This is a genomic window from Pseudomonas sp. NLJ1, assembly GCF_049486705.1.
In the GTDB taxonomy this organism is placed as follows: Bacteria; Pseudomonadota; Gammaproteobacteria; order Pseudomonadales; family Pseudomonadaceae; genus Aquipseudomonas; species Aquipseudomonas inefficax.
The window spans coordinates 5,306,422-5,328,884 of record NZ_CP137735.1 but is presented as its reverse complement, the minus strand read 5'-3'; the positions used below and the strand labels follow the sequence as shown (position 1 = coordinate 5,328,884).

At 59.5% G+C, this 22,463-nt stretch carries 21 protein-coding genes; 14 read left to right on the top strand and 7 right to left on the bottom strand.

The annotated features are described in order from the left end of the window. Positions 1 to 4: 4 nt before the first annotated feature. The 4 genes from R9B85_RS24055 (at position 5) to R9B85_RS24040 (ending at position 2,918) form a co-directional block, all read left to right on the top strand. On the top strand, positions 5 to 838 hold the full coding sequence (locus R9B85_RS24055; RefSeq protein WP_252192146.1) for an HpcH/HpaI aldolase/citrate lyase family protein: 834 nt from the start codon (positions 5 to 7) through the stop codon (positions 836 to 838). A gap of 10 nt (positions 839 to 848) precedes the next feature. Continuing rightward, positions 849 to 1,373, top strand: coding sequence for a MaoC family dehydratase (locus R9B85_RS24050; protein ID WP_215520989.1), 525 nt, complete (start codon positions 849 to 851; stop codon positions 1,371 to 1,373). Positions 1,374 to 1,415: 42 nt separating this feature from the next. After that, on the top strand, positions 1,416 to 2,156 hold the full coding sequence (locus tag R9B85_RS24045) for an SDR family NAD(P)-dependent oxidoreductase (RefSeq protein ID WP_215520990.1): 741 nt from the start codon (positions 1,416 to 1,418) through the stop codon (positions 2,154 to 2,156). A gap of 66 nt (positions 2,157 to 2,222) precedes the next feature. Beyond that, a complete protein-coding gene (locus R9B85_RS24040; protein WP_423770651.1) occupies positions 2,223 to 2,918 on the top strand; it encodes an ornithine cyclodeaminase family protein in 696 nt (231 codons plus the stop codon). Here the strand turns inward: R9B85_RS24040 and R9B85_RS24035 are convergent. Continuing rightward, positions 2,915 to 4,065 (bottom strand): IS3 family transposase gene (locus tag R9B85_RS24035; RefSeq protein ID WP_423770650.1). Its coding sequence is split into 2 segments (ribosomal slippage): positions 2,915 to 3,831 and positions 3,831 to 4,065, totalling 1,152 coding nucleotides; the frame shifts between segments, so codons are not numbered across the junction. The genes R9B85_RS24040 and R9B85_RS24035 overlap by 4 nt on opposite strands. A gap of 575 nt (positions 4,066 to 4,640) precedes the next feature. Here R9B85_RS24035 and R9B85_RS24030 point away from each other — a divergent pair. The 3 genes from R9B85_RS24030 to R9B85_RS24020 all read left to right on the top strand — a co-directional run bounded on the left by R9B85_RS24030 (position 4,641) and on the right by R9B85_RS24020 (position 6,161). After that, positions 4,641 to 4,958 carry a type II toxin-antitoxin system PrlF family antitoxin gene (locus tag R9B85_RS24030; RefSeq protein WP_085626649.1) on the top strand — a complete coding sequence of 106 codons (318 nt, stop codon included), beginning with the start codon at positions 4,641 to 4,643 and terminating at the stop codon, positions 4,956 to 4,958. After that, positions 4,958 to 5,419 carry a type II toxin-antitoxin system YhaV family toxin gene (locus tag R9B85_RS24025; RefSeq protein ID WP_112253706.1) on the top strand — a complete coding sequence of 154 codons (462 nt, stop codon included), beginning with the start codon at positions 4,958 to 4,960 and terminating at the stop codon, positions 5,417 to 5,419. The genes R9B85_RS24030 and R9B85_RS24025 overlap by 1 nt, the downstream gene beginning before the upstream one ends. 181 nt (positions 5,420 to 5,600) lie before the next feature. Then, positions 5,601 to 6,161: a TetR/AcrR family transcriptional regulator gene (locus R9B85_RS24020; protein WP_423770649.1), complete on the top strand. Its 561-nt coding sequence runs from the start codon at positions 5,601 to 5,603 to the stop codon at positions 6,159 to 6,161. A gap of 81 nt (positions 6,162 to 6,242) precedes the next feature. Here R9B85_RS24020 and R9B85_RS24015 read toward each other — a convergent pair whose 3' ends face one another. Genes R9B85_RS24015 through R9B85_RS24005 form a run of 3 tightly spaced genes read right to left on the bottom strand, consistent with a single transcriptional unit; the run spans position 6,243 to position 11,932 of the window. Continuing rightward, positions 6,243 to 7,646 carry an efflux transporter outer membrane subunit gene (locus R9B85_RS24015; protein WP_423770648.1) on the bottom strand — a complete coding sequence of 468 codons (1,404 nt, stop codon included), beginning with the start codon at positions 7,644 to 7,646 and terminating at the stop codon, positions 6,243 to 6,245. After that, complete coding sequence (locus R9B85_RS24010) at positions 7,646 to 10,774, bottom strand: efflux RND transporter permease subunit (protein ID WP_252379396.1); 3,129 nt, start codon at positions 10,772 to 10,774, stop codon at positions 7,646 to 7,648. The genes R9B85_RS24015 and R9B85_RS24010 overlap by 1 nt, the downstream gene beginning before the upstream one ends. Before the next feature lie 15 nt (positions 10,775 to 10,789). Continuing rightward, complete coding sequence (locus tag R9B85_RS24005) at positions 10,790 to 11,932, bottom strand: MexC family multidrug efflux RND transporter periplasmic adaptor subunit (RefSeq protein ID WP_215521426.1); 1,143 nt, start codon at positions 11,930 to 11,932, stop codon at positions 10,790 to 10,792. Between the two features lie 217 nt (positions 11,933 to 12,149). Here R9B85_RS24005 and R9B85_RS24000 point away from each other — a divergent pair, with 217 nt between their 5' ends. Beyond that, positions 12,150 to 12,365, top strand: coding sequence for a YodC family protein (locus tag R9B85_RS24000; RefSeq protein WP_181457392.1), 216 nt, complete (start codon positions 12,150 to 12,152; stop codon positions 12,363 to 12,365). A gap of 128 nt (positions 12,366 to 12,493) precedes the next feature. Here R9B85_RS24000 and R9B85_RS23995 read toward each other — a convergent pair whose 3' ends face one another. Both R9B85_RS23995 and R9B85_RS23990 read right to left on the bottom strand, forming a co-directional pair. Next, positions 12,494 to 15,610: an efflux RND transporter permease subunit gene (locus tag R9B85_RS23995; RefSeq protein WP_252379397.1), complete on the bottom strand. Its 3,117-nt coding sequence runs from the start codon at positions 15,608 to 15,610 to the stop codon at positions 12,494 to 12,496. Then, positions 15,607 to 16,698, bottom strand: a complete 1,092-nt coding sequence (locus tag R9B85_RS23990) for an efflux RND transporter periplasmic adaptor subunit (RefSeq protein WP_252192241.1) — start codon at positions 16,696 to 16,698, stop codon at positions 15,607 to 15,609. Before R9B85_RS23990 ends, R9B85_RS23995 begins: the two co-directional genes overlap by 4 nt. A 425-nt stretch (positions 16,699 to 17,123) precedes the next feature. Here R9B85_RS23990 and R9B85_RS23985 point away from each other — a divergent pair, with 425 nt between their 5' ends. The 6 genes from R9B85_RS23985 to R9B85_RS23960 all read left to right on the top strand — a co-directional run bounded on the left by R9B85_RS23985 (position 17,124) and on the right by R9B85_RS23960 (position 21,974). Further along, entirely contained in the window at positions 17,124 to 18,560 is a 1,437-nt protein-coding gene (locus R9B85_RS23985; protein ID WP_423770647.1) for a TolC family outer membrane protein, read from the top strand. A 276-nt stretch (positions 18,561 to 18,836) separates the two neighbouring features. Continuing rightward, the gene (locus R9B85_RS23980) at positions 18,837 to 19,337 is read left to right on the top strand and encodes a transcriptional regulator (protein WP_423770646.1); all 501 of its coding nucleotides are present in this window, start codon (positions 18,837 to 18,839) and stop codon (positions 19,335 to 19,337) included. 110 nt (positions 19,338 to 19,447) lie between these two features. Continuing rightward, positions 19,448 to 19,747 carry a c-type cytochrome gene (locus R9B85_RS23975; RefSeq protein WP_112253732.1) on the top strand — a complete coding sequence of 100 codons (300 nt, stop codon included), beginning with the start codon at positions 19,448 to 19,450 and terminating at the stop codon, positions 19,745 to 19,747. 107 nt (positions 19,748 to 19,854) lie between these two features. After that, a complete protein-coding gene (locus tag R9B85_RS23970; RefSeq protein WP_112253733.1) occupies positions 19,855 to 20,688 on the top strand; it encodes a phytanoyl-CoA dioxygenase family protein in 834 nt (277 codons plus the stop codon). A 12-nt stretch (positions 20,689 to 20,700) separates the two neighbouring features. Further along, positions 20,701 to 21,117, top strand: coding sequence for a RidA family protein (locus R9B85_RS23965; protein ID WP_112253734.1), 417 nt, complete (start codon positions 20,701 to 20,703; stop codon positions 21,115 to 21,117). A 251-nt stretch (positions 21,118 to 21,368) separates the two neighbouring features. Further along, a complete protein-coding gene (locus R9B85_RS23960; protein ID WP_112253735.1) occupies positions 21,369 to 21,974 on the top strand; it encodes a TetR/AcrR family transcriptional regulator in 606 nt (201 codons plus the stop codon). A gap of 84 nt (positions 21,975 to 22,058) precedes the next feature. Here the strand turns inward: R9B85_RS23960 and R9B85_RS23955 are convergent, their stop codons facing one another. Further along, positions 22,059 to 22,331, bottom strand: coding sequence for a hypothetical protein (locus tag R9B85_RS23955; protein ID WP_112253736.1), 273 nt, complete (start codon positions 22,329 to 22,331; stop codon positions 22,059 to 22,061). Between the last annotated feature and the right edge of the window lie 132 nt (positions 22,332 to 22,463).

Sequence of the window (22,463 nt, the reverse complement as noted above, 5' to 3'; positions counted from 1 at the left end):
GCACATGACGATGACCCATCATGTACCGAGAAGCCTGCTGTACTGCTCCGCGCTCAACCCCGAGCAGTACGCCAAGAGTGCCTTGACGGATGTCATGGTAATCGACCTGGAGGACGGTGTGCCCCACGGGCAAAAAGCCCAGGCGCGGGCATGTGTCGAGCAGTTCTATCGCTCTCGCGTGCAGCAACGGACGGCGCTGCGAATCAACCCGCTACGTGACAACGAAGGGTTGCTCGATCTCTTGCTCGTCCAGTCGCTGAAACACCAGCCTGAGTTCATCGTGATGGCCATGACCGAAGCGGCTGCCGAAATCGAGGTGGTGCGGGCCAACCTGTGTCGTGGCGGAGAAAGCCCGAAGATCCTGGTCACGGTCGAAACACCGGTCTGCATGCGGGACATCTACGAGATCGCCGCCACGGCCGACGGATTGATCTTCGGGTCTGCCGACTACGCCGCCAGCCTCGGCGTGCCGATTGGCGGCTGGAACAATATCCTGCATGCGCGAGGGAGCATCGTCGCAGCGGCTAGCGCGGCAGGCATTCCCGCGTTCGATACGGCTTATTTCCATCTTGATGACGAAAACGGGTTGATGAAGGAATGCCAGGACACCCTCGAGCTAGGGTTCAGCGGCAAGACCGCCATCCACCCCCGGCAGATAGCCACGATCAATGCCGTTTTCACCCCCTCTACCACGGCCTACGAACAGGCCTTGGCGGTGGTGCAGGCAGCACAGCACAGTGGCGACAAGATCACCCGGTTGAAGAACCTCATGGTTGGGCCGCCATTCGTGAAGCAAGCTAGGAAGGTGATCCAGCGCGCCCAGGAACTGGGACTTTAAGGAGAGATGCATGGAATCCATGATTACGGCGCATGAACAGGTAGGCGTCAATCGCTACCGCGAATCCTACGGCCTGCATTTCGAAGAGTTCGTGGTGGGCGATGTCTTCGAACATCGCCCGGGACGCACGGTGACGGAACTGGACAATATCTGGCAGTCGCTGGTCAACATGAACAATCACCCCGCACATATTGATGTGGCTTATGCGCAGCGCACCGAATTTGAAAGGCTGCTGGTCAATAGCTCCGTCACCTTGTCGATTGTCAGCGGCATGACCGTAGCGACCATGAGTGCGCGGGCGATTGCCAATCTGGGATGGGATGAAATACGGCTGCCAAACCCGGTCTATGTCGGCGATACCCTTTACGCCGAGAGCGAGGTGGTTTTCAAACGAGAATCGCGCTCACGCCCCGGCCAGGGAATCGTCACCATCAGAGTCATTGGTCGCAAGCAAGACGGAACGCCAGTGATCAATTACCTGCGGACCTTCCTGGTGCCGAAGAAGGGGCACTCCCAGGACTACCCCATCGGCTAGGACACGTTGGCCGTCGTGAAACAGCAACCCTGGAAACATGCCATGAGCAAATTAGCGGTGATTACCGGCGGCAACTCCGGTATTGGTGAGGCCTGCGCCTGGCGTTTTGCCAGGGAGGGATACGAGGTGGTTGTCTGCGGGCGCCGAGGCGAGCAGAACCGTGGAGTGTGCGACCGCATTCGCGAGGTCGGCGGGGTGGCCCATGGCTATGCTGTCGACCTGCGTGATGCTCGCGAGCTGACCGAATGCTTTCGGGCCATTTCACTCAATCATCCGCCGGTGACGTGCCTGGTCAACAGCATCGGTATCGAAGGCACGCCTTTCACGCGTACCGAGGAGTACGACGACACCGTGTTTGACGATGTCCTGGCCACCAATGTCAAGGCGCCCTGGCAGTGTATGAAAGCAGTCTTGCCGACGATGAGGCTGGCGCGCGCCGGCAGCATCGTCAACGTCGCTTCCCTGGCCGGGATACGCGCAAGTGCCACGGGCGGTTCGGTCTACTCCGCGAGCAAGCATGCCCTCGTGGGTATGACCCGGGCCGCGGCGCGTGAGTATGCTCCGTTCGGGATTCGCATCAATGCAGTATGCCCGTCCTTTGTCCGCACGCCCCTGTCGGAGGACATCCTTGGAGGCGATCTGGAATCGGTAGGCGGCACCCACCCACTGAACCGGGTCTGTGAAGCCCAGGAAGTGGCCAGCGCGGTTTATTGGCTGTGCTCTCAGGACGCGTCATTTGTGACCGGCATCGCGATGCCTGTGGACGGAGGAACTCAGGCCTGAATACCGCTGGCGCGAGAATCAATTGCCCGCATCTTCACAAATGGATCAATAGAACAAGGAAAAAGCATGCTGCTGCTCAATCGCCAGGACATCGAACGCAGTGTCGAGCTGCCAAGGCTTGTCCGTGTGCTGGAAGACGCGCATCGAGGGTTTGCGTCAATCCCCCCGGTGGTTCCAAAACGGCTAATGATCACTCAGGAACGCAATAGCGCATTTTCCTTGTTCATGCCGGCGTTGCTGCCCGAGCAGCAAACCCTGGGCATCAAGGTATCGTCGTTCCATCCCGATAACAGTGCACGGGGGTTATCGGCGATCAACGGTGCAGTATTACTGATCGAAGCGCAAACCGGTAGGCTGCTGGCGATGCTGGACAGCGCGGCCCTGACAGCTATTCGCACCAGTGCCATGAGCGCACTGGCAACCGACAAGCTATGTCCGCGTGGGCGGCTCAATCTGGCGGTTATCGGGGCGGGCGCCCAGGCTGCGGCGCATGTGAGGGCCATGGCTGCCATCCGGGATCTGGGGCAGGTGCGGATTGTTTCGCGGCGCCTGGCACAGAGCGTCGCGTTGGCCGAGCGGTTAGCCATCGAGCTTAGCCTGCCGATCGAAGCGGTCGACACTGTGCCGATGGCGCTGGCCGATGCGGACATCATCTGTACGACCACCTCTCACGCCAGCCCTACCCCACTGGTCGTCCCGCAGATGCTCAAACCGTTCGCGCATATCAACGCAGTGGGGGGTGAATCGCCCCTGGTTTTCTAGACACTCTCCAAGCTCAGGAAATAGCGTTTCTCATACTCTACTGGAGACAGCTGCATAGCACTGCTGTGTCGGCGTTTAGGGTTATAGAACATCTCGATGTAATCGAAAATATCACTTCGGGCTTCTTCACGGGTTGTGTAGATCTTTCGTCGGATTCGCTCTCGCTTCAAAAGCTGGAAAAAGCTCTCGGCTACGGCATTGTCGTGGCAGTTTCCCCGCCGGCTCATGCTGCTGATTACATTGTTGGCCTTCAAAAAGCTTTTCCAATCCGAGCTACTGAACTGACTGCCTTGATCTGAGTGAATCATAACTTGCTGCTGAGGCTTGCGTCGCCAAACAGCCATCAACATCGCGTCGATAGCCAGGTCGCTGCACATCCTTGGCTTCATTGACCAACCAATTACTTGGCGTGAGAACAGATCCAGCACTACCGCGAGGTAGAGCCACCCTTCATAGGTGCGGATGTAAGTGATATCTGTCACCCAGACCTTGTTCGGCTCACTTACCTTGAACTGCCGCGCGAGGTGGTTGGGCGAGGCCACTGTTGGTTTTCCACCATAGAACCCTGGACGCCGCCGATAGCCCGTTTGAGAACGCAGCCCCTCCGCCTGCATCAAGCGCCTGACTCGATTTCGGCCGCATTCCTCTCCCAGCTCACGCAGGTCATCGTGAATTTTGCGGTAGCCGTATACACCTCCGCTTTCCAGCCAAGCGTGTTTGATCAAGCCAAGCAGACGTTGATCTTCTTTTGCTCGGGCAGATTGAGGCTCGGCCAGCCAGGCGTAATAGCCGCTGGGGTGCACCTTGAGGGTTTGGCAAAGGCGCCGCACCGGGTAATCAGTCGAGTGCTTCTTGATGAAGGCGTACTTCAGCCGCACTCCTTGGCAAAGTACGCGGCGGCCTTTTTTAAGATGTCTCGCTCTTCCGTCACGCGCTTGAGTTCAGCGCGTAGCTTGCGCAGTTCGGCCTGCTGATCGTCGTCTTGCTGACGCTGCTCTTGGGGCTTGCTGTAGACCTTGATCCAGGCGTAAAGACCGTGCACGGACATGCCCAGGCGCTGGGCGACATCGGCGACAGGTTTGCCTTTCTCGGTCACTTGCTTGACCGCTTCGATCTTGAATTCTTCGGGGTAACGCTGACGACTCATGGCACCTCCTATTTGGGCCTCATTATGAGGCTTGGAGGTGTCTACGAAACCAGGGGCGATTCAAAATCCTCGACACAACACAGGGCATATTGATCTACCTGCTTGAAGCTCACGCCATCCATAACACTTCCCACAAACACGAAACCGCAGAATCCTCATACGGTTGCTGCGCACGATCAATGATCCCGCCCTGTTTAAGGGTAGGCACCAGCTGAGCAGCAGTGTGCGCATGCGAGGACTAGTCGAAGGACGACCGATAGCGGCACTGTGCCAGCGTTTCCGCAAATTAGCGTGATTGATGGGGAGCGGTAAACAAGATTGAGGACAATTTTGGTGCAAATCGTCTGAGAATGCGTAAAGACTGGATATATAACCAACCATTTGTGGATCAATCCGCGTCAGTCTCAAAACTCGCGGCACCGTATAAAGCTCCTATCGTGTCCTAAGGGATGGTGTAACTCATGCTGCGGTGCGTCTGAGCTTTCATTCTGCTTATGCTTAATCAGCAGAAAACCAAGATTGACCAAGTAAGGATTATTCCTTACCATTCAATCAATACATCCGGGAGAACGCCCATGCCTGCCATCCACGAAATCGCAACGCTAACCTCGAAGGGACAGGTCACACTGCCCAAATCCGTTCGCCAGCTTTTGGGCATTGACACTGGTGGCAAGATCGCATTCGACGTACGCGGGGGTGAAATCGTGGTCAGCCGCGTAGAAACCACCCACGAAGACCCTGCCATCGGTGCGTTCCTAAGTTTGCTGGAAGCTGATATTCGAAGCGGCCGCAACCTCACCACCCTGCCGGAAGACTTGGCGCAAACCCTGCTCGCCAACGCAAACCACCCTGTAAACCTGGACGAAGATATCGATGGTGAGGTCGCGATCTGATGCTGCGACATGGCTGGACACTGTTGTTCCATGAAGGTGTGACTTTACAGCTACGCAAATTGCAAGAAGCCGCCGCCCGGGCCGAGCAGAACGACCCGCAAGGTTTTGAGAGCAACGCCAACGTCAAGCTGTTTCGGGCATTGAGCCATCTGATCATGGAGGCTGTGCCTGCCGATCCGGGCCGTGATGAGTTCCGCCAAGGCAACACGCTGGGCACCGCCTACAGGCATTGGCGGCGGGCAAAAATCGGTAGGCGCTTTCGGCTGTTCTTTCGCTACGACTCAAGGTCCAAGGTCATCGTCTATGCATGGGTCAACGACGAAACTACCCTACGGTCCGCAGGCAGCAAATCCGATCCCTACGCCGTATTCGAGAGGATGTTGGGACGCGGCAACCCTCCTGATGACTGGGATGCGCTGACTGCCGCAACACGTAGCGACTGGGACGAGCCCAAAGCATAAGTTGCGCAAATGGTGAGGGATTGCATGTTCTGCACCAGCCCCGCCCCGGTGCGTCCACTGTAATCCACTCGCATTTTTTTTGGTTATGACCCAGTCACACATGACCCTAAAATAGCTCAAATGGTGCGATTTTGATTCAATTGCTGCACAATGATCAAAATCAAACAACAGAGACGCTTTCATGAACCTCTCAGCAACCGACGAACGACTGCTAAAGGCACTCGCTGCAGCAATCGTGATCCACCCCAGAGCCACGCTGAAAGAGCTGGCCGAAACGGCTGGCGTCAGCAAGGCGACCCTGCATCGCTTTTGTGGGACTCGAGACAATCTGGTCAGCTTGCTGGAAGGTTACGGCGAGCAGGTTCTGCGTGAAGTGATCGCCGATGCCGATCTTGGAAACAGTGAACCGCTGGCGGCATTGCGCCTGTTGATCGCCGAGCATCTCAAGCATCGCGAAATGATGGTGTTCCTGCTCTTCCAGTACCGCCCGGACACCTTTGACGGCAGTGAAGCCAACCAGGGTTGGCGGGCCTATGCCGACGCTCTGGACGACTACTTCCTGCGTGGTCAGCAGGCCGGGTTTTTCCGCATCGATATCAGCGCTGCTGTGTTCACCGAGATGTTCCTGAGCCTGGTCTACGGAATTGTCGATGCCGAACGACGCGGTCGCGCGGCCAGTGCGACATCTGCATTGACGCTCGAGAATCTGTTCCTCAATGGCGCCGTGGCGGCAGCTCGCTAGTTTACCGATGCCCAGATAAAAAAAGCCCCTGATCACTCAGGGGCAAAAGCGGTTGGCCAGACCAACCAAAGGATCGATGAGCTATCCCCGCGCAGGCCAGCCACCACCAAGGGCGCGGAACAGGTCGACGAGCGATTTTTGCCGCTCGATACTCGCATCGATAGCAGCCGCTTCGTTCAGGTAGGTGTTGCGCTGCGCATCCAGATACCGCAGATGGCTGTCCACACCACCCTCATAGCGAGCCTTCGCCAGTACCAGACTCGCGCGGCTGGTGTCGGCCAACGCTTTGCGTGCGATCTCCTCACGCCGCAATGTATCGCTGGCGGCCAGTGCATCGGCCACTTCCCGGAAGGCGGTCTGGATCGTGCCTTCGTAGGCTGCAACCGCCGAGTCCTTGCGCGCCTCGGCCAGGCTCAGGACAGCCTTGTTGCGCCCGGCGTCGAACAGCGGCAACGACAGTTGCGGCATGAAGCCCCAACTGCGCGAGCCACCCTCGAACAACCCGGACATCTGCGCGCTGGAGGTACCGAAGCTGCCGGTCAGGCTGATCCGTGGAAAGAACGCCGCCCGTGCCGCGCCAATATCGGCGTTACGCGCCCGCAGTCGATGCTCGGCGGCAAGAATGTCCGGACGCCGCTCGATCAGTGCCGACGGTGCACCCGGGGCGATGTCCTGCAGCAGCATCGGTGCCTCGGGCCGTTCGGCAGGGATCACCCTGGCCGCGCTGGCGCTGCCGAGCAGCAGCACCAAGGCGTTGTATGCCTGCTGCTGCTCTCGCAGGACGGACTCCAGCTCCGCTCGCGACTGCTCGACCAGCCCCAATGCCTCCTGATGATCCAGCGCCGTCGCGGTGCCTACGGTGCGGCGCTGGCCGATCAGGGCCAGGGAGTCTTCGCGACTGCCCAGGGTATGGCGGGTCAGCGTCAGGCGACGCTCGGCGCCATCCAGGGTCAGGTAAGCCTGGCTGACCTCGGCGATCAGGGCAATGTGTGCAGCCCGGCTGACTTCCTCGGTTGCCAGATACTGCTCGAGCGCTGCGTCGCTCAGGCTTTTCACGCGGCCGAACAAGTCGATTTCGTACTCCGGCAGCGATAGCCCTACCTGATAAGTGCTGTTGACGCCTTCGCGGCCATCGCTGGAGAGGTCCGACGGCAAGTGCTGGCGATTGCCCGAAGCGCCGGCGTTCAGCCCCGGCACGCGATCGGCACGACGAATGCCGTATAACGCACGGGCCTGCTCGATGTCGAGCAAGGCCTGGCGCAGGGAACGGTTGTTGCCCAGGGCGGTGCCGATCAGCTGGCGCAGCGTAGGGTCAAGGATGAACGCCTGCCAGTCCAGCTGCGCCACCGCCTGGCCCTGCTGCCCGGTGGCATTGCCCCACTGCGCCGGCACCGGTGCCTCCGGGCGATGGTAGGTCGGCGCCAGCGAACAGCCGACCAGGGCACAGGCCAGCGCCAACGGCATTGCAAGTTTACCCATGACCATCACTTCACCACCTCGACAGCGTGTTGCATGGGGGCCGGCTTGCGCTTGAGCAGCTTCAGCACCCAGACGAAACAGATCGGCACGAAGACCACGCCCAGCAAGGTTGCGCTGAGCATGCCGCCGATTACTCCGGTACCAATGGCGCGCTGGCTGGCCGCGCCAGCGCCAGTGGCGATGGCCAGCGGCACCACGCCGAGGATGAAGGCCATGGAGGTCATCACGATCGGGCGGAAGCGCAGGCGCGCAGCCTCGATGGCAGCGTCACTCAAGCTGTAGCCCTTCTCCCATAGTTCCTTGGCAAACTCGACGATCAGGATCGCGTTCTTCGCCGCCAGGCCGATGATGGTGATCAGGCCGACCTTGAAGTACACATCGTTGGGCAGGCCAGTAAGCAGCACCGCCCACACCGCGCCCAGCGCACCGATCGGCACGATCAGCATCACCGTCAGCGGGATCGCCCAACTCTCGTACAGCGCTACCAGCAGCAGGAACACCACCAGGATGGCGAGGGCGAACAGGCCCGCGGCCTGGCCACTGGACACCTTCTCCTGGTACGACAGGCCGGTCCAGGCGTAGCCGATCCCCGGCGGCAGCTCACTGACCAGGCGCTCCATCTCGGCCATGGCCTGGCCGGTACTGTGGCCTGGCGAGGCGTCGCCAGCGATGCGGATCGATGGGTAGCCGTTGTAGCGCACCAGTTGCACAGGCCCTTCTTCCCACTGGGTAGTGACGAAGGCACTGAACGGCACCTGCTCGCCCTGGGCGTTCGGCACATACAGGCGCAGCACGCTTTCCGGGGTCATGCGCTCGCCCTGCTCGGCCTGCACCACCACGCGCTGCTGGCGCCCGGCGTTGCTGAAGTCGTTGATCACCGCAGAACCGAAGGCGGTGGCCAGGGTGTTGTTGATCGACTCGAAGTTCACGCCCAGGGCGCGGGCCTTCTCGCGGTCGATGTGCACGCGCAACTGCGGTGCCTCGGCCAGGCCTTCCATCATCGCGTAGAGAATCACCGGGTTTTCATTGGCGCGGGCCAGCAGTTGGTCGCGGGCGGCCAGCAATGCCTCGCGCCCCAGGCCGCCACGGTCCATCAGGCGCAGGGCGAAACCACCGGAGTTGCCCAGGCCGTCGATCGGCGGCGGCATGACCGCGGTAATGGCCCCGTCGCCGTTGGCGGCGAACTGCTCATTGACCACGGCAGTTTCAGCTGCTGCGGATTGCTCTTTGCCACGCAACGACCAGTCCTTGTAGGTCGGGAATGCCAACGCGGCATTCTCACCCTGGCCCGAGAAGCTGAAACCAGTCACGACAATGGTGTTGGCGACAGCTTCCCGGGACATCAGGAAACCTTCCAGTGCCTGTGCAGTGTGATCAGTACGCACCCGGCTGGCACCCGGCGGCAACTGCACGTCGACGATGCCATAGCCCAGGTCTTCGGCGGGGACAAACGCCTCCGGTACTCGTACATAGGAGTAACCCAGGACCACCAGGATGCCGACATAGGCCAGCATCCAACGCCCGGCACTGGCCACCAGGGCACTGTTCATTACCGAGTAGCGTTCGGTCATGCGGGCGAATGTGCGGTTGAACGCCCCAAAGAAGCCGCCCTTTTCATGATGCCCATGTGCGACCGGCTTGAGCAGTGTGGCGCACAACGCCGGGGTGAAGGTCAGGGCCAGGAAGCCAGAGAACAGGATCGACACCGCCAGCGACACCGAGAACTGCTGATAGATCACCCCCACGGAGCCGGACATGAACGCCAGCGGCAGGAACACCGCTGCCAGCACCATGGTGATACCGATGATCGCCCCGGATACCTGCCCCATCGCCTTGATGGTTGCGTCTACCGGCGACAACCCTTCCTCAGCCATCAGACGCTCTACGTTCTCCACAACCACGATGGCGTCGTCCACCAGGATGCCGATAGCCAGCACCATGCCGAACATGGTCATCATGTTCACCGAGAACCCGAGCAGCTTCATGATCATCAGCGTGCCGAGCAGGCACACCGGTACCACGATCGACGGGATCAGGGTATAGCGCACGTTCTGCAGGAACAGGAACATCACCAGGAACACCAGCACCATGGCTTCGATCAGGGTGTGAATCACCTTCTCGATGGCCACGTCGACGAAGCGCGAGGTGTCGTAGGGCACCGAATACTCGACGCCCTCGGGGAAGAACTGCGCAAGCTCCGCCAGGCGTTCCTTGACCAGCGTCGCGGTCTGGATGGCGTTGGCCCCGGGCGCCAGTTGCACTGCTGCTACCACTGCCGGTTTACCATCCAGGCGCGCAGACAGGTTGTAGTTCTCGCTGCCGATGGCCATGCGCGCGACATCACCCAGGCGTACGCTGGAACCGTCCGGGTTGGCACGCAGGACGATAGCGGCGAACGCTTCCGGGGTTTCCAGGGTACCTTGCACGGCCAAGGTCGCGGTCAGTTCCTGTTCGCTGGCGCCCGGCGTGCTGCCGAAGCTGCCAGCCGGTACCTGGACGTTCTGACCACGGATGGCATTGCTGATGTCGTCGATGGAAAGGCCGTAGCCCACAAGTTTCTGCGGGTCGACCCAGACGCGCATGGCCGCTTCGGAGGCAAAGAACTGCAGCTTGCCCACACCGGGTACGCGCAGCAGTTCGTTGTTGATGTTACGCGCCGCGTAGTCTGACAACGCCGTTACATTGTCGCGCCCACCTGTCGCACTGGTCAGGGCATACATCAGCAGGAAGCCCGAACTGGCCTGCTCCACCTTGAGCCCCTGGGTCAGCACAGCCTGGGGCATGCGCGCCTCGGCCTTCTTCAGGCGGTTCTGCACATCGACCTGGGCCATGTCCGGCAGGGTACCGGGCTGGAAAGTCACCATCACCTCGGCGACACCGTTGGAGTTGTTGGTGGACTCGTAGTACAGCAGGCCCTTGGCGCCGTTGAGCGACTCCTCGATGATGCTGGTTACCGACTCCACCAGCACCTTGGCCGATGCACCCGGGTAGGTGGCGGTGATGGAAATTTGTGGCGGCGCCACGCTGGGATACTGGGCCACCGGCAGCGCCGGGATCACCAGCAAGCCGGCCAGGGAAATGAACAACGCCAAGACCCAGGCGAAATTCGGCCGATTGATGAAGAACTTGGACATCTCGCTAACCTCGCCTTAGTGCGCCGCGGCCTGTTGCGCCTGAGCCGGCGCCACGGGCATGCCAGGGGCCAATCCGGCCGGGCTGCCGACAATGACCTGGTCACCGGCACGCAGGCCTTCGCTGATCTGCCAGCGCGAGCCTTGCATCACGCCGGTACGCACACTGCGTACCTCGGCCAGGTTGTCGGTCCCCACGACCATCACCCGTGCCATGCCGTCGCTGCCACGCTGCACTGCCCGTTGCGGCACGAGGATGGCCTGCTGGTCGGTGCCCTGCGGGGTGCGCACGCGCACATACATGCCAGGCAGGAGGATGCCGTCGCGGTTGTCGAAGCGCCCGCGCAAGGTGACCTGACCGGTGCCACGGTCGACCGCCACATCGGTGAACATCAGCGCGCCCTGGCGCTGGTAATCGGTGCCTTCCACCTGGGCGCTCAGAGCCTTGTCTTCGCCACCTGTCAGGGCACCTTCCTTGAGCGCCTGACGCAAACGCAGGGCATCGGCGGCAGACTGGGTGAAGTCGACATAGATCGGATCAAGCTGCTGGATACGCGCCATCAACGTGGCGTCGCCCTGCCCGACCAACGCGCCTTCAGTGGTCAGGGCGCGGCCGATGCGGCCGGAAATGGGCGCGGTTACCGTGGCATAACCAAGATTCAGACGTGCGGTCTGCACATCGGCCTGTGCCGTACGCACAGCGGCTTGAGCACTACGCAGCTCGGCGGTAGCGCTATCGAAATCCTGCTGGCTGACAGCTTCGATCTTGACCAGTGGCTCGTAGCGCTTGACCCGTGCCTGAGCCTCTTGCTGTACCGCCTGAGCACGCGCCAGATCGCCTTCGGCGCGCGCCAGGGCCACCTTGAATGGCGCCGGGTCGATCTGGAACAGCACATCGCCGGCCTTGACGTCGGCACCTTCTTCAAAGCGCTTGTGCAAGACGATACCGGCCACACGGGCACGTACCTCTGCTACCCGCATCGGCTCGACCCGGCCAGGCAGCGTCGAGGCCAGCGCCAACTGTTCGGTCGTCACCGTCACGGTCTCCACGGGCACAACCGCTGCAGAGGCGGCCTGTGGCTCCTCACCCGCTCCGCAACCGGCCAACGCCACCGCAACAGCTAGCAGCCCACCCATCCCTATCGTATGTATCTTGCCCATCACTCACCACAGCCTTGATTGAAAACGACCCGAATGATATCTTCGAATCACTAATGAGTCAATAATGTCTCATTAGAGCCACAAAAGAACATGCGTATCTGATCGCGGCGTGCCACGTTGCACCGTCTCTCTCTATGGGTCGCGAGTTGATCACCGGCTCTCCTCCAAGGCGCAGCGAGCCGCCTACAGAGCACTGCAAACTCAACAGAGGTATTGGATGAACAACCTGTTTAGAGGCGATGTCGTCACCATCAAAAGCGGTGGCCCGAGAATGACCATCACGAACATCAGGCAACAGCGTTCCATCTCCGGCTTTCCCGCAACGGCATTTGCGCTATGTCAGTGGTTCGAAAATGACGCCTTCATGGAGAAATGGTTTGACACCATCGTTCTGCAAGCCGCGAAAGAAGCACCGGGAGGCAACACACGATAAAGCGACGCGAAACCGGCAACGGCCCGTAGAGCACGATAACCAAGGTTGAACCTTGGTTATCGATGTTATCGGCGCCGGTATCTTTGGGGGCTGGATGCCAGCTCGTTCAGATGGCCAATCCGCCGACCCTAGTCGTGCTCTTGCAACACCACTGGATGTTCCGCGTGTCGAGGTTGACCATTTCGATGTTCCCATTGCAGCAAAAGCAACAAGGCACAGGGTAGAACCGTCAACGTAATGATCGTGGCAACGGCAAGCCCGCCGATGACCGCAAAAGCCATGGGCCCCCAGAAAATCTGAGGCGCGATTGGAATCATCCCGAGAATTGCCGCACAAGCCGTCAACACAATGGGGCGCGCCCGGTGAATGGCCGCATGCGTGATAGCCTCACGCGGCGACTGGCCGGTACTGATGTTGATATCCACTTCTTCGATCAGGATAACGGCATTGCGGACGATCATACCGACAAGTGCAATTACACCAAGCTGTGCGACGAACCCCATAGGTGTCCCGGTCGGCAACATCGCCATGACCACACCGATCAAGCCGAACGGCGCCATCGCCAGCGCCAGGAACATCCGCGAGAAACTACGCAACTGCACCATCAACAGCACGCACATCACCAACGCCGTAATAGGCAGAACAGCAGCCAGTGACGCACTGCCTTTCGCAGCCTCCTCGACTGCTCCGCCTGTCGCGATGTTGTAGCCCTTGGGTAGCTGCGCAGCAAAATCCGTTACCGCTGGCGCCAGTGCCTGCACGACCGTTGCAGCCTCTAGCCCTTCGCGAACATCCCCTTGCACAGTGATCAGAGGAAGACGCTGCCGTCTCCAGATGATCGGGTCTTCAACGCCATAGCTGAGGACAGCAATCTGGCTCAAGGGAATGGTATGGCCTTGAGGTGTACGTATCTGCAGGTTCGCAAGGGTCGCAAGGTCGGTTCGCTCACCGCTTTGCGCCCGTACGATCACGTCCACAAGACGGTCCTTGTCACGCACGCTGGTCACCGCAGAGCCAGAGAAAATCGTCGCCAGGGCACTGGCAACGTCCTCTGAAGACAGGCCCAATGCTCGTGCCTGGGTCTGGTCAACCTTGACCAGGACGCTTCTTTGCGGCTCGCCTGATAGAAGATGGACCTCACGGGTGTCGGAGTTGGCAGATAAAATGTTGGCCAGGCGCGACGCCAAATCACGCACCGTAGCCTGATCCGGGCCGGTGACACGGTACTTCAACGGCCAGCCCACCGGCGGGCCCAATTCAAGCGGAGTCGCGCGCGCGATGAGGCCGGAAAACTCTGTTTTGAAACTCTCAGCCAGGCGCGCCTGCAGGGCATCCCGTTCTTTGACCCCTTTGGCGATCACGACAGTTTGCGTGATGTTCTCGTTCTGCAGCAAAACTTCCATGGGCAGATAGAAACGGATAGCCCCAGAGCCGATATAGGTGGAAAAACGCTCGACAGCAGGGTCAGCTTTAAGCAACTTCTCGAGTTTTGCCGCTTCGCGCTCCGTCGCATCCAGGGAAGCATTTTGCGGCAGCGTCAGGCTTACCAGCAGCTCTGGCCTGTCCGAGGGCGGAAAGAACTGCTGCTCAAGATAAGATGCAGCGCCGAGGGAGGCGACAAAAGCCGTTACTGCAGCGCCGAGCGTTATTGCGCGATGCTGCAGAACCCAGCCCAAGGCCCGCCGGTAGGCGCCCATGAGTTTACCTCCGCCATGCTCATGCTGCGGCAGAGCCTCAGGTAGAATCATGGTGCCAAGCAAGGGTGAAAACAGAACCGCTACCACCCAGGATGCTGATAATGAAATCAATACCACCATGAACATCGAGTAGCAGTATTCGCCGGCACTTGAAGCCGCGAAGCCAACTGGAATGAACCCGGCAATCATGACGAGCGTACCCGTCAACATTGGAAACGCTGTTGACTCGTAGGCAAAGCTCGCCGCCCGCGACAGGTTCCAGCCTTCTTCCAGTTTCCCGACCATGGCCTCGACGGTGATCATCGCGTCATCGACAAGCAGCCCCAACGCAATAATCAGCGCGCCCAGAGATATTCGCTGAAGACCGATACCCATGATCTCCATCCCGATGAATGTCAGCGCCAACACGAACGGGATCGAAATACTCACAACCAGGCCGGCACGCACACCGAGTGACAGAAACGACACTGCCAGGACGATCGCAACTGCCTCCGCCAACACCGTCAGAAACCCGCTAACCGCCTGCTTCACGACAGTAGACTGGTCGGCTACCAGCGCCATTTCGATACCGTAGGGAAGGGTCGCTCCGACCTCATTCATACGGGCCCGCACCGCCTCTCCAAACTCCAGGAGATTGCCGCCCGCAGCCATCGAAACGGCAAGGCCGAGCGCTTTTTCGCCGTTCACCCGGAACAATGGCGCTGGCGGGTCGGCCGGGATTCTGCGGATATCGACAAGCTCGGTCAGTGGCACAAACCGGTTGTCAGCTCGCAACGTCAAACTGCGCAAACTTTCCTCGGAGGCAAACCCTCCGCTGACTCGCAGCGCGATCTTGTCATCAGGCAACCGTACCGTTCCGGAAGGAATGACAGCGTTTTGCGCCTTCAGCGCGTGCAGGATCGCCTCTTCGTCCAAGCCAAAAGCCGCAAGCCTGGCAGGTGAAAATTCCACGACGATCTGCTCCTCTTGCACACCGAGCAGTTGCACCTTGCCAATGCTGGGAAGGCGCAGTAGCTCCGCACGCACGCCCTCAAGGTAGTCACGCAGCTCCCGGTCGGAAAAGCCTTCGCCGGTAAAGCCGAAAATCTGGCCATAGGTATCGCCAAACTCGTCGTCAAAAAATGGCCCTTGAACACCCGCAGGAAGCGTTGCGCCGATATCTGCCATTTTCTTGCGAACCTGGTACCACGCATCAGGGACGATCTGCGACGGAGCATCATCGCGCAGGTTGACCATGATGACGGTTTCGCCTGGACGGGTGTAGCTATCGAGTCGGTCGAGATAGGGTATCTCTTCCAGTTTCTTTTCCAGCCGATCAGTCAGCAGATTGGTCGTGTCTTCAATGTTCGCGCCGGGCCAGCGCGCAGCGACCACCATGGTTTTGATGGTGAACGCAGGATCTTCGTTTCGACTCAGGTTTTCATAGCTGATCATTCCGCCAACGAGCGTAATGAGCATCAGGAAAAACATCAGAGGCTTTTGACCGATCGACCACGCCGAGAGGTTGAAGCCGGCCTGCTCTTTATCGAGTTTTGGCTTCGAACTCATTTCATCACCTGCTCTGCGTCATACGCGACTTTTTGACCAAGTCTGAGTTTGCTCACCCCTGCGGTTACAACCGCCTCACCTTCCGTCAGCCCGGATTCGATGATTATCTGGCCAGCCGTGTAGCGCGCTACCACGACTGGTTTGCGCACCAGCTCATGCGTGGTGGGCTGGACGACATAAACAGCAGGCGTCGCACCGTCACTGGTCAATGCGGAGGCTGGCAGGATGACCAGGGGCTTGCCACTCAAAACAAGGCGCCCGGTCACGGTAGCCCCCAGCGTCATGACAGGAGGCGCATCCGGTAAAGCAACACGAACCCGGTAAGTACGTGTTGCCACATCAGCAGTAGGGCTTGCATCGCGAATTGAGCCGATGACTTTGATCGACGGGTCAGATACGAGTGCCACTTCCACTTTCACATCGGACGGAACCGATGTGTAAAGCCGCTCGGACACGTTGAAGACTGCAACGCGGTCGTTTGTCGAGGACAGCTTGATCGCCAATTGCCCCGCATCGACGACTTGTCCTGCGTTCACAGCGACAGCGCTGACGATGGCTGCGCTTGGTGCACGCAGCTCCGTGTAGGAAAGCTTGTCGCGTGTCGTAAACAATCTGGTTTTCGCAACATTCAGTCTTGCGTTCGCGGCTCGCCAGTTTGCCTCGGCCTCTTCAACACGTACACGCGCGACGAACTGCTTGTCAAACAGCGTGCGTTGTTGGCTCAACTGAGACCTGGCAAGCTGCTCGGTCGCTTCGGCGCTTGTCAATTCGGCTTCCGCAGCCCGCAGTTCGTTTTGCACATCATTAGGTTCGAGCGTCGCCAGAACCTGCCCCTTGGCAACGCTCATTCCGACTTCCGCGGTTCGAGTGGCTACGCGCCCGCCGATGCGAAAGCCGAGATCGGTCACGACCTGAGCTTGTACCTCTCCCGTCTGGGCAACCTCCTCACCGATGGTGGCGGCCTTTACGATCTGGGTCCGAACGGCGCGTAGCGGTTCCTCTGAACGAACCTCCTCCCGACACCCGACAAGCGCAAGGCCCAGACTGCCCAATAAACCGCATGCCAGTACCGACTTGAGCAGCGTCATGTCAAATGCCCTCTTCATGAAATGGTTCCGCACGGCCGATGCCCCAAGGGCGCACTCGCAGCCGGTCTCTCGATACATTCCCTGCTCCTGCAGGGGCTTGCCTCAAGCGCAAAGCAAAACAGCGTTCTGCTCGTCACTACCTCCTTGTCCAGGCTCAGCAGGAGCTGTCACAGCATGGGCGAGGTACGCAATCCAAAGACCGTGACTGAACGCAAGGCAATTACCGCTGTTCAACCGTTGCCTCAGCACGACCCAAGCATTAGCATATCGCCCGTTATTGTAAATGCAGTCCTATCCATGTGCATAGAGGGCAAGGGCCTATGCGCCGTGTGTGCGCCCTCCGGCAGTTCGAAAAAGCGGCTGCCAGAGGCGGGACAAGCCAGGCTGAATACCTATCCACAAATCAGTATTGAAGGATTACCTCTATGCTGCGCAAATTCTCACTGGCGATAGCCGTGTCTTGTGCGTCCAACGGAGTGGTCTGGGCAGCGGACGTGCCCCAAACAGTCAAGACCGACCTGGTCAGCGTCTATCAGGAAGCGGTCGACAATAACGCTGACCTGGCTGCGGCCCGCGCCGATTACGGCGCCCGTCGCGAAGTGGTGCCACAGGCTCGCGCCGGGTTGCTGCCTAACCTGTCGGCCGGTGCCGAGATGCTGAACACCCGCACCAAGCTGGACGAACCATCGGCCACCAGCAACCGCAGCGGCAATACCTGGAGCGCTACCCTGGCGCAACCTATCTTCCGCGCCGACCGCTGGTTCCAGTTGCAGGCGGCCGAAGCGGTCAACGAACAGGCGGCGCTGGAGCTGTCGGCGACCGAACAGAACCTGATCCTGCAAACCGCGCAGAATTACTTCGCCGTGCTTCGCGCCCAGGACAACCTGGCTGCGACCAAGGCCGAGGAAGCTGCCTTCAAGCGCCAACTGGACCAGTCCAACGAACGCTTCGACGTTGGCCTGTCCGACAAGACCGATGTGCTGCAATCCCAGGCCAGCTACGACACGGCGAGGGCCAACCGGATCATTGCCGAGCGCCAAGTACAGGATGCCTTCGAGGCCCTGGTGACCCTGACCAACCGGGAATACACGTCGATTCAGGGCGTGGTCCATACCCTGCCGGTGCAGGTCCCTGCGCCCAACGACGCCAAGGCCTGGGTCGAAACCGCCGGGCGTCAGAACCTCAACCTGCTGGCCACCAACCATGCGGTGGTCGCTGCCGAGGAAACCCTGCGCCAGCGCAAGGCCGGCCATGCGCCGACCCTGGACGCAGTCGCCAAGTATCAGAAGGGTGACAACGACAACTTCGGTTTCACCAACCCCGCACCGGCCCCCGTCACGCGCTATGGCGGCGACGTCGAGCAGACCAGCATCGGCCTGCAGTTGAACATCCCGATCTACAGCGGCGGCCTGACCAGCTCGCAGGTGCGCGAGGCCTACCAGCGCCTGAGCCAGAGCGAGCAGCAGCGGGAAAGCCTGCGCCGCCAGGTGGTGGAAAACACCCGCAACCTGCACCGCGCGGTGAACACCGATGTGGAACAGGTGCAGGCGCGCAAGCAGTCGATCATTTCCAACCAGAGCGCGCTGGAAGCCACCGAGATCGGCTATCAGGTGGGTACTCGCAATATCGTCGACGTGCTCGACGCCCAGCGCCAGCTGTACACCTCGGTGCGCGACTACAACAACAGCCGCTATGACTACATCCTCGACAACCTGAGCCTGAAGCAGGCGGCCGGCACCTTGAGCCCGCAGGACCTGGAAGACCTCAAGCGGTACCTGAAGCCGGACTACAACCCGGACAAGGACTTCCTGCCGCCGGATTTGGCGGCTGCAGCGCAGAAGAATCTCGAGCGCAGCCGCTGAGGCGTCTTGCTTGCGTATCGGGGTGGTGATAAATTCGACCCTAATGAGTCATTATCGACTCATATGACTCCATAAAGACCCTTTCTAGGTATCTCACTACACGTGAGGGGCTCACCTGGAAAGGGTAATCACGAAAGACTTCGCCCCTCACGAAACTACCTAAAGCCAGCACAGCTGTTTTCCCAGGACTTACTTCGCGAAAAATCGACCAGACGCTGACACAGCACTGTTCAAATAAAGCGCCGCCCTCCCCCGGGCAATTGCCAAGGAATAGAAATGCTTTTAAGAACCACCGCTATGCTACTTGCATTTTGCAGCCTGCCATTGTTGGCTGCCGAGCACGAACTTCCCTCGGGCAAGGACGTCATGCGACAGAACCAGGCACAGATACAGAACAACCTGGATGATGCCGACTACAAACGCAAAATCGTGGTTAAAAACAACATGAGCCTGGAGGGTCAGGAAAACGAAAAATTCTGGCCGATCTACAACACTTACCGTGCAGAAGCGCTGAAAATCAACAAGAACATCCTGGAAACCATGATCGACTACGGCCAGGCCTATAACAAAGGCTATGTGACCGATGAGCTGGCCACAGAGTTGCTCGATCGAATTTACACCCTCCAGGAAGAGCACATAGAACTGCGTGAGAAGTACACACGGCGCATCGCTAGTGCTGTTTCCCCTAAACGCGCCATGCGCTTCCTGCAGATTGAGACACAGCTGGATGCGCTACTCGAACTTGATATCAGCCGGAAAACTCCATTAGCGGAGTAAGTCAGCATAGTGATGCCCGCCCTGCACAAGATGCGTAGCAACTTCGCAAGCCAGGCGCGAGCGCTATAACAATATCCCTTATCTAAAAACAACATCTTGAGAGCATGACCATGAAAAGCGCCTTGGTATCGATATTTTCCGTCTGTGTGTCACTCACCTCCCTGGCCCATGCGACACAGCCCCCAGAGAGCGTGTTCAATCGCAGTTGCCAGATGTGCCATAACGGCCAGCTACCGATGGCGCCGAAAAAAGGTGACGCCGAAGCTTGGAAGCCGCGGCTCGCTCAAGGCAAGGATGTGCTGGTCAAGCATGTCACGGAAGGTTTCAACGCCATGCCTGCCCGCGGCTTGTGCACGGATTGCACAGCAGAGGACTACGCAGCGGTGATCGACTGGATGTCCAAGCCTTGAGCTGATTGTTCTCGGAAACACATATTCACATAACTGTTGTTGTCATATATGTGGCTGCTTGCTAGCCTCCTGGTTACCTACAAAAAAAACGGTCCGGGAGGACGCTCATGCAAGACTCGATAAGCAGGGCTTTTCATGAAGATGGCGCCGTGTTGGTCAAGGGGCTTCTGAACCAGGAGCAACTGGCGCGCTGTCGTGAAGCGTATGACTGGGCCGTGGAAAACCATGGCCCCCATGCAACCCGAATGTTCGCTGGCACCACGCAGCAGTCGCATGTCGACAATGCTAACCCGGTGGCCAAACAGCGCCTCGAAGCGCTCGTCGAAACCCTGCCGCTGGGCAACCTCTTCGCCCGAATCTGGGGTTCGCGGAATGTCTGGTATTTTGCTGAAGAGGTCTTCCTGAAAGCCGGCGGGCAAGGCTCCCGGACCCTCTGGCACCAGGACACCTCCTACCTGCCCTGGGCCGGCGAGCATTGGGGCAATGCCTGGATCAGCTTCGAATCCATCCCGCAACGCAACGCGCTGGAGATCATCCGTGGCTCGCATCGCGGGCCACGCTACGATGGCACCACATTCGCCGACCCTGACGATCCGACCCAACCGCTGCACGACAACGGCGCCCTTCCCCGCCTGCCCGATATCGAAGCCGAGCGCAAACTCAATCCACAGGCCTACGATGTGCTTTCTTGGGCCACCGAACCGGGTGATGTGATCTTGCTGCATCCGGCATCCTTACATGGCGGTGCTCCGGTCGACAGTGCCTTCCCCAGCCGCCACACCTTCGTTTTCCGCTTCTTCGGTGACGACGCCACCTTCAAGCCGCTACCGCAGGACAGCAAGGCGGGATACCCACCGCAAGGCGTGCTGTTCACCGAGGAGCTCAAGCAGCTCACGGCCGGTGCCGCGTTTCGCCATCCCACCTTCCGCCAGGTTGTCTGAACAGGAGGCACCATGAACACCAACCCCTTGAAACGGCTATCGATCAATCCACCGCCAACCCAGCTGTTCTATGATCAGTTTCATTACTCCCAGGCCACCCGCGTTGGCGACCTCATCTGGGTATCGGGGCAGGTCGGCATCGACAGCGAAATGAAACCTGAAAGCGACGTGGCAGCCCAGACACACCTGGCATTCCAGTCGCTGGCCAAGGTGCTGCAAGCAGCTGGTGCAGGCCTGGAGGATGTGGTGGAACTGACCACTTTTCACACCCGGCTAAGGGCTGACATGCCAGTATTCGCGAGTATCAAGGATGAATACTTCCCCTCACGGTATCCTTCCTGGACTGCGGTCGGTATCACAGAGCTAGCCCTGCCAGAGCTGGTAGTGGAGATTCGCGCGGTGGCCGTAGCAGGAAGCGGTAGCGCCTGACTCGGCGGTGGTTGGCAAAGGCCCGGCTGCCGCTTCAATCGGCGTGGAGAATCATTCCTGCCTTCAGGCAGGTGTAATCCACGCTCGATTTCTCTATGCTGGGCCAACCGTGGAAACCAGCCACCTGATCCAGAAACGTTTTCGTCCTGAAATCCTGAGACCCCATGCCTGATTCCAAGTCACCTTCCAGAACAGCCACCACTTCTGCCGGTACGAATGCACCTCGCAGTTCGGCACGCCGGGGACGGCCCGTGGGCGACCGCGACGCCAAACGTGCAGAACTGCTGGAGGCGGCCATTACCGTGATCGCGCGGGATGGCTACGCCGGGGCTTCGATGCGCAATGTCGCAAAACACGCAGGCTGCACCACAGGCGCGGTGACCTATTACTTCGCCAACAAGGAAGAGATGATCACCGAGGTCGCCCAGAGCCTGTTCGACCAGGTCGACACGATGCTGGCAGCGAACCAGGCAGAGATGAACATTCCCGCGCTGCTCCGGCAGTGGATGGAGTGGGTCAACGACGGCGAGTCGACGCTCTGGCTTTCCTGGTTGCAATTGCTCACCCATGCCCGGCACGAACCGGCGTTCGCGCATGTCATAAAGCAGCGCTATGCCAGATTCCGCCAGGTGTTTACCGTGGTGATCGAGGCAGAGCAGCGCCAGGGAAAAATCCGCGACGACATACCGCCCGATGTACTGGCTGACCAGATCAGCACCATCTGTGACGGCTGGCTGATGATGATGCCGATCGAGCCCGAGCGCTTCAGCGCCGAGCGCGGGAATGCCCTGCTCGATGCGCTCATCACACTGATAGCGCCACCTGCAAAGGGCGGTACCACGCGCAAGGCCAAGTGATCGAACCTGATCTGTAGCTCATGGGCCGGACAACAAGTCGTCCGGCCCTGGCCAATCGCGCCCCGCTTTGGCCGGTGAGACACTCTACTTGGATGCGTTCTTGTACACGCTCAGTGCCCTGTTGGCTGCGGCCAGGCACCCTTTTCCATCGCCCTTTTCCCGAGCTTCCTTGGCCTGCGCAATCAGTTTGCGAATATCCGTGGCCACTCCACCGTGTTGGCCGGCGCCCTCGGAACGCTCGATAGCGTCGAGCTGGTCGATCTTGGCAGTACAGTTGTCAGTTTCGGTCTTGTCCGCGGCATAGACCACTGGCGCGCAGATGATCGATGCAACGGCTATCACTTTCAACATGTTCATGGGTAGCTCCTTGGGTTGTGTGCAGCAAATTTAGATAACACCGACTATTTAATATAGGTCGCGTAGCGATCGACGCCCGATTTTCGGGGCTGAAACGATGACTGGACGCTCGCTCCCTCTTTGCACGACGAT

Coding starts and splice junctions, on each gene's coding strand:
- R9B85_RS23995 (WP_252379397.1), bottom strand. CDS start 15,610: ATGAGTTCGAAGCCAAAACTCGATAAAGAGCAGGCCGGCTTCAACCTC.
- R9B85_RS24000 (WP_181457392.1), top strand. CDS start 12,150: ATGAACAACCTGTTTAGAGGCGATGTCGTCACCATCAAAAGCGGTGGC.
- R9B85_RS24005 (WP_215521426.1), bottom strand. CDS start 11,932: ATGGGCAAGATACATACGATAGGGATGGGTGGGCTGCTAGCTGTTGCG.
- R9B85_RS23985 (WP_423770647.1), top strand. CDS start 17,124: ATGCTGCGCAAATTCTCACTGGCGATAGCCGTGTCTTGTGCGTCCAAC.
- R9B85_RS24055 (WP_252192146.1), top strand. CDS start 5: ATGACGATGACCCATCATGTACCGAGAAGCCTGCTGTACTGCTCCGCG.
- R9B85_RS24025 (WP_112253706.1), top strand. CDS start 4,958: ATGCTGCGACATGGCTGGACACTGTTGTTCCATGAAGGTGTGACTTTA.
- R9B85_RS24050 (WP_215520989.1), top strand. CDS start 849: ATGGAATCCATGATTACGGCGCATGAACAGGTAGGCGTCAATCGCTAC.
- R9B85_RS23965 (WP_112253734.1), top strand. CDS start 20,701: ATGAACACCAACCCCTTGAAACGGCTATCGATCAATCCACCGCCAACC.
- R9B85_RS24040 (WP_423770651.1), top strand. CDS start 2,223: ATGCTGCTGCTCAATCGCCAGGACATCGAACGCAGTGTCGAGCTGCCA.
- R9B85_RS24045 (WP_215520990.1), top strand. CDS start 1,416: ATGAGCAAATTAGCGGTGATTACCGGCGGCAACTCCGGTATTGGTGAG.
- R9B85_RS24030 (WP_085626649.1), top strand. CDS start 4,641: ATGCCTGCCATCCACGAAATCGCAACGCTAACCTCGAAGGGACAGGTC.
- R9B85_RS24020 (WP_423770649.1), top strand. CDS start 5,601: ATGAACCTCTCAGCAACCGACGAACGACTGCTAAAGGCACTCGCTGCA.
- R9B85_RS23975 (WP_112253732.1), top strand. CDS start 19,448: ATGAAAAGCGCCTTGGTATCGATATTTTCCGTCTGTGTGTCACTCACC.
- R9B85_RS24010 (WP_252379396.1), bottom strand. CDS start 10,774: ATGTCCAAGTTCTTCATCAATCGGCCGAATTTCGCCTGGGTCTTGGCG.
- R9B85_RS23980 (WP_423770646.1), top strand. CDS start 18,837: ATGCTTTTAAGAACCACCGCTATGCTACTTGCATTTTGCAGCCTGCCA.
- R9B85_RS23970 (WP_112253733.1), top strand. CDS start 19,855: ATGCAAGACTCGATAAGCAGGGCTTTTCATGAAGATGGCGCCGTGTTG.
- R9B85_RS23990 (WP_252192241.1), bottom strand. CDS start 16,698: ATGACGCTGCTCAAGTCGGTACTGGCATGCGGTTTATTGGGCAGTCTG.
- R9B85_RS23955 (WP_112253736.1), bottom strand. CDS start 22,331: ATGAACATGTTGAAAGTGATAGCCGTTGCATCGATCATCTGCGCGCCA.
- R9B85_RS24015 (WP_423770648.1), bottom strand. CDS start 7,646: ATGGTCATGGGTAAACTTGCAATGCCGTTGGCGCTGGCCTGTGCCCTG.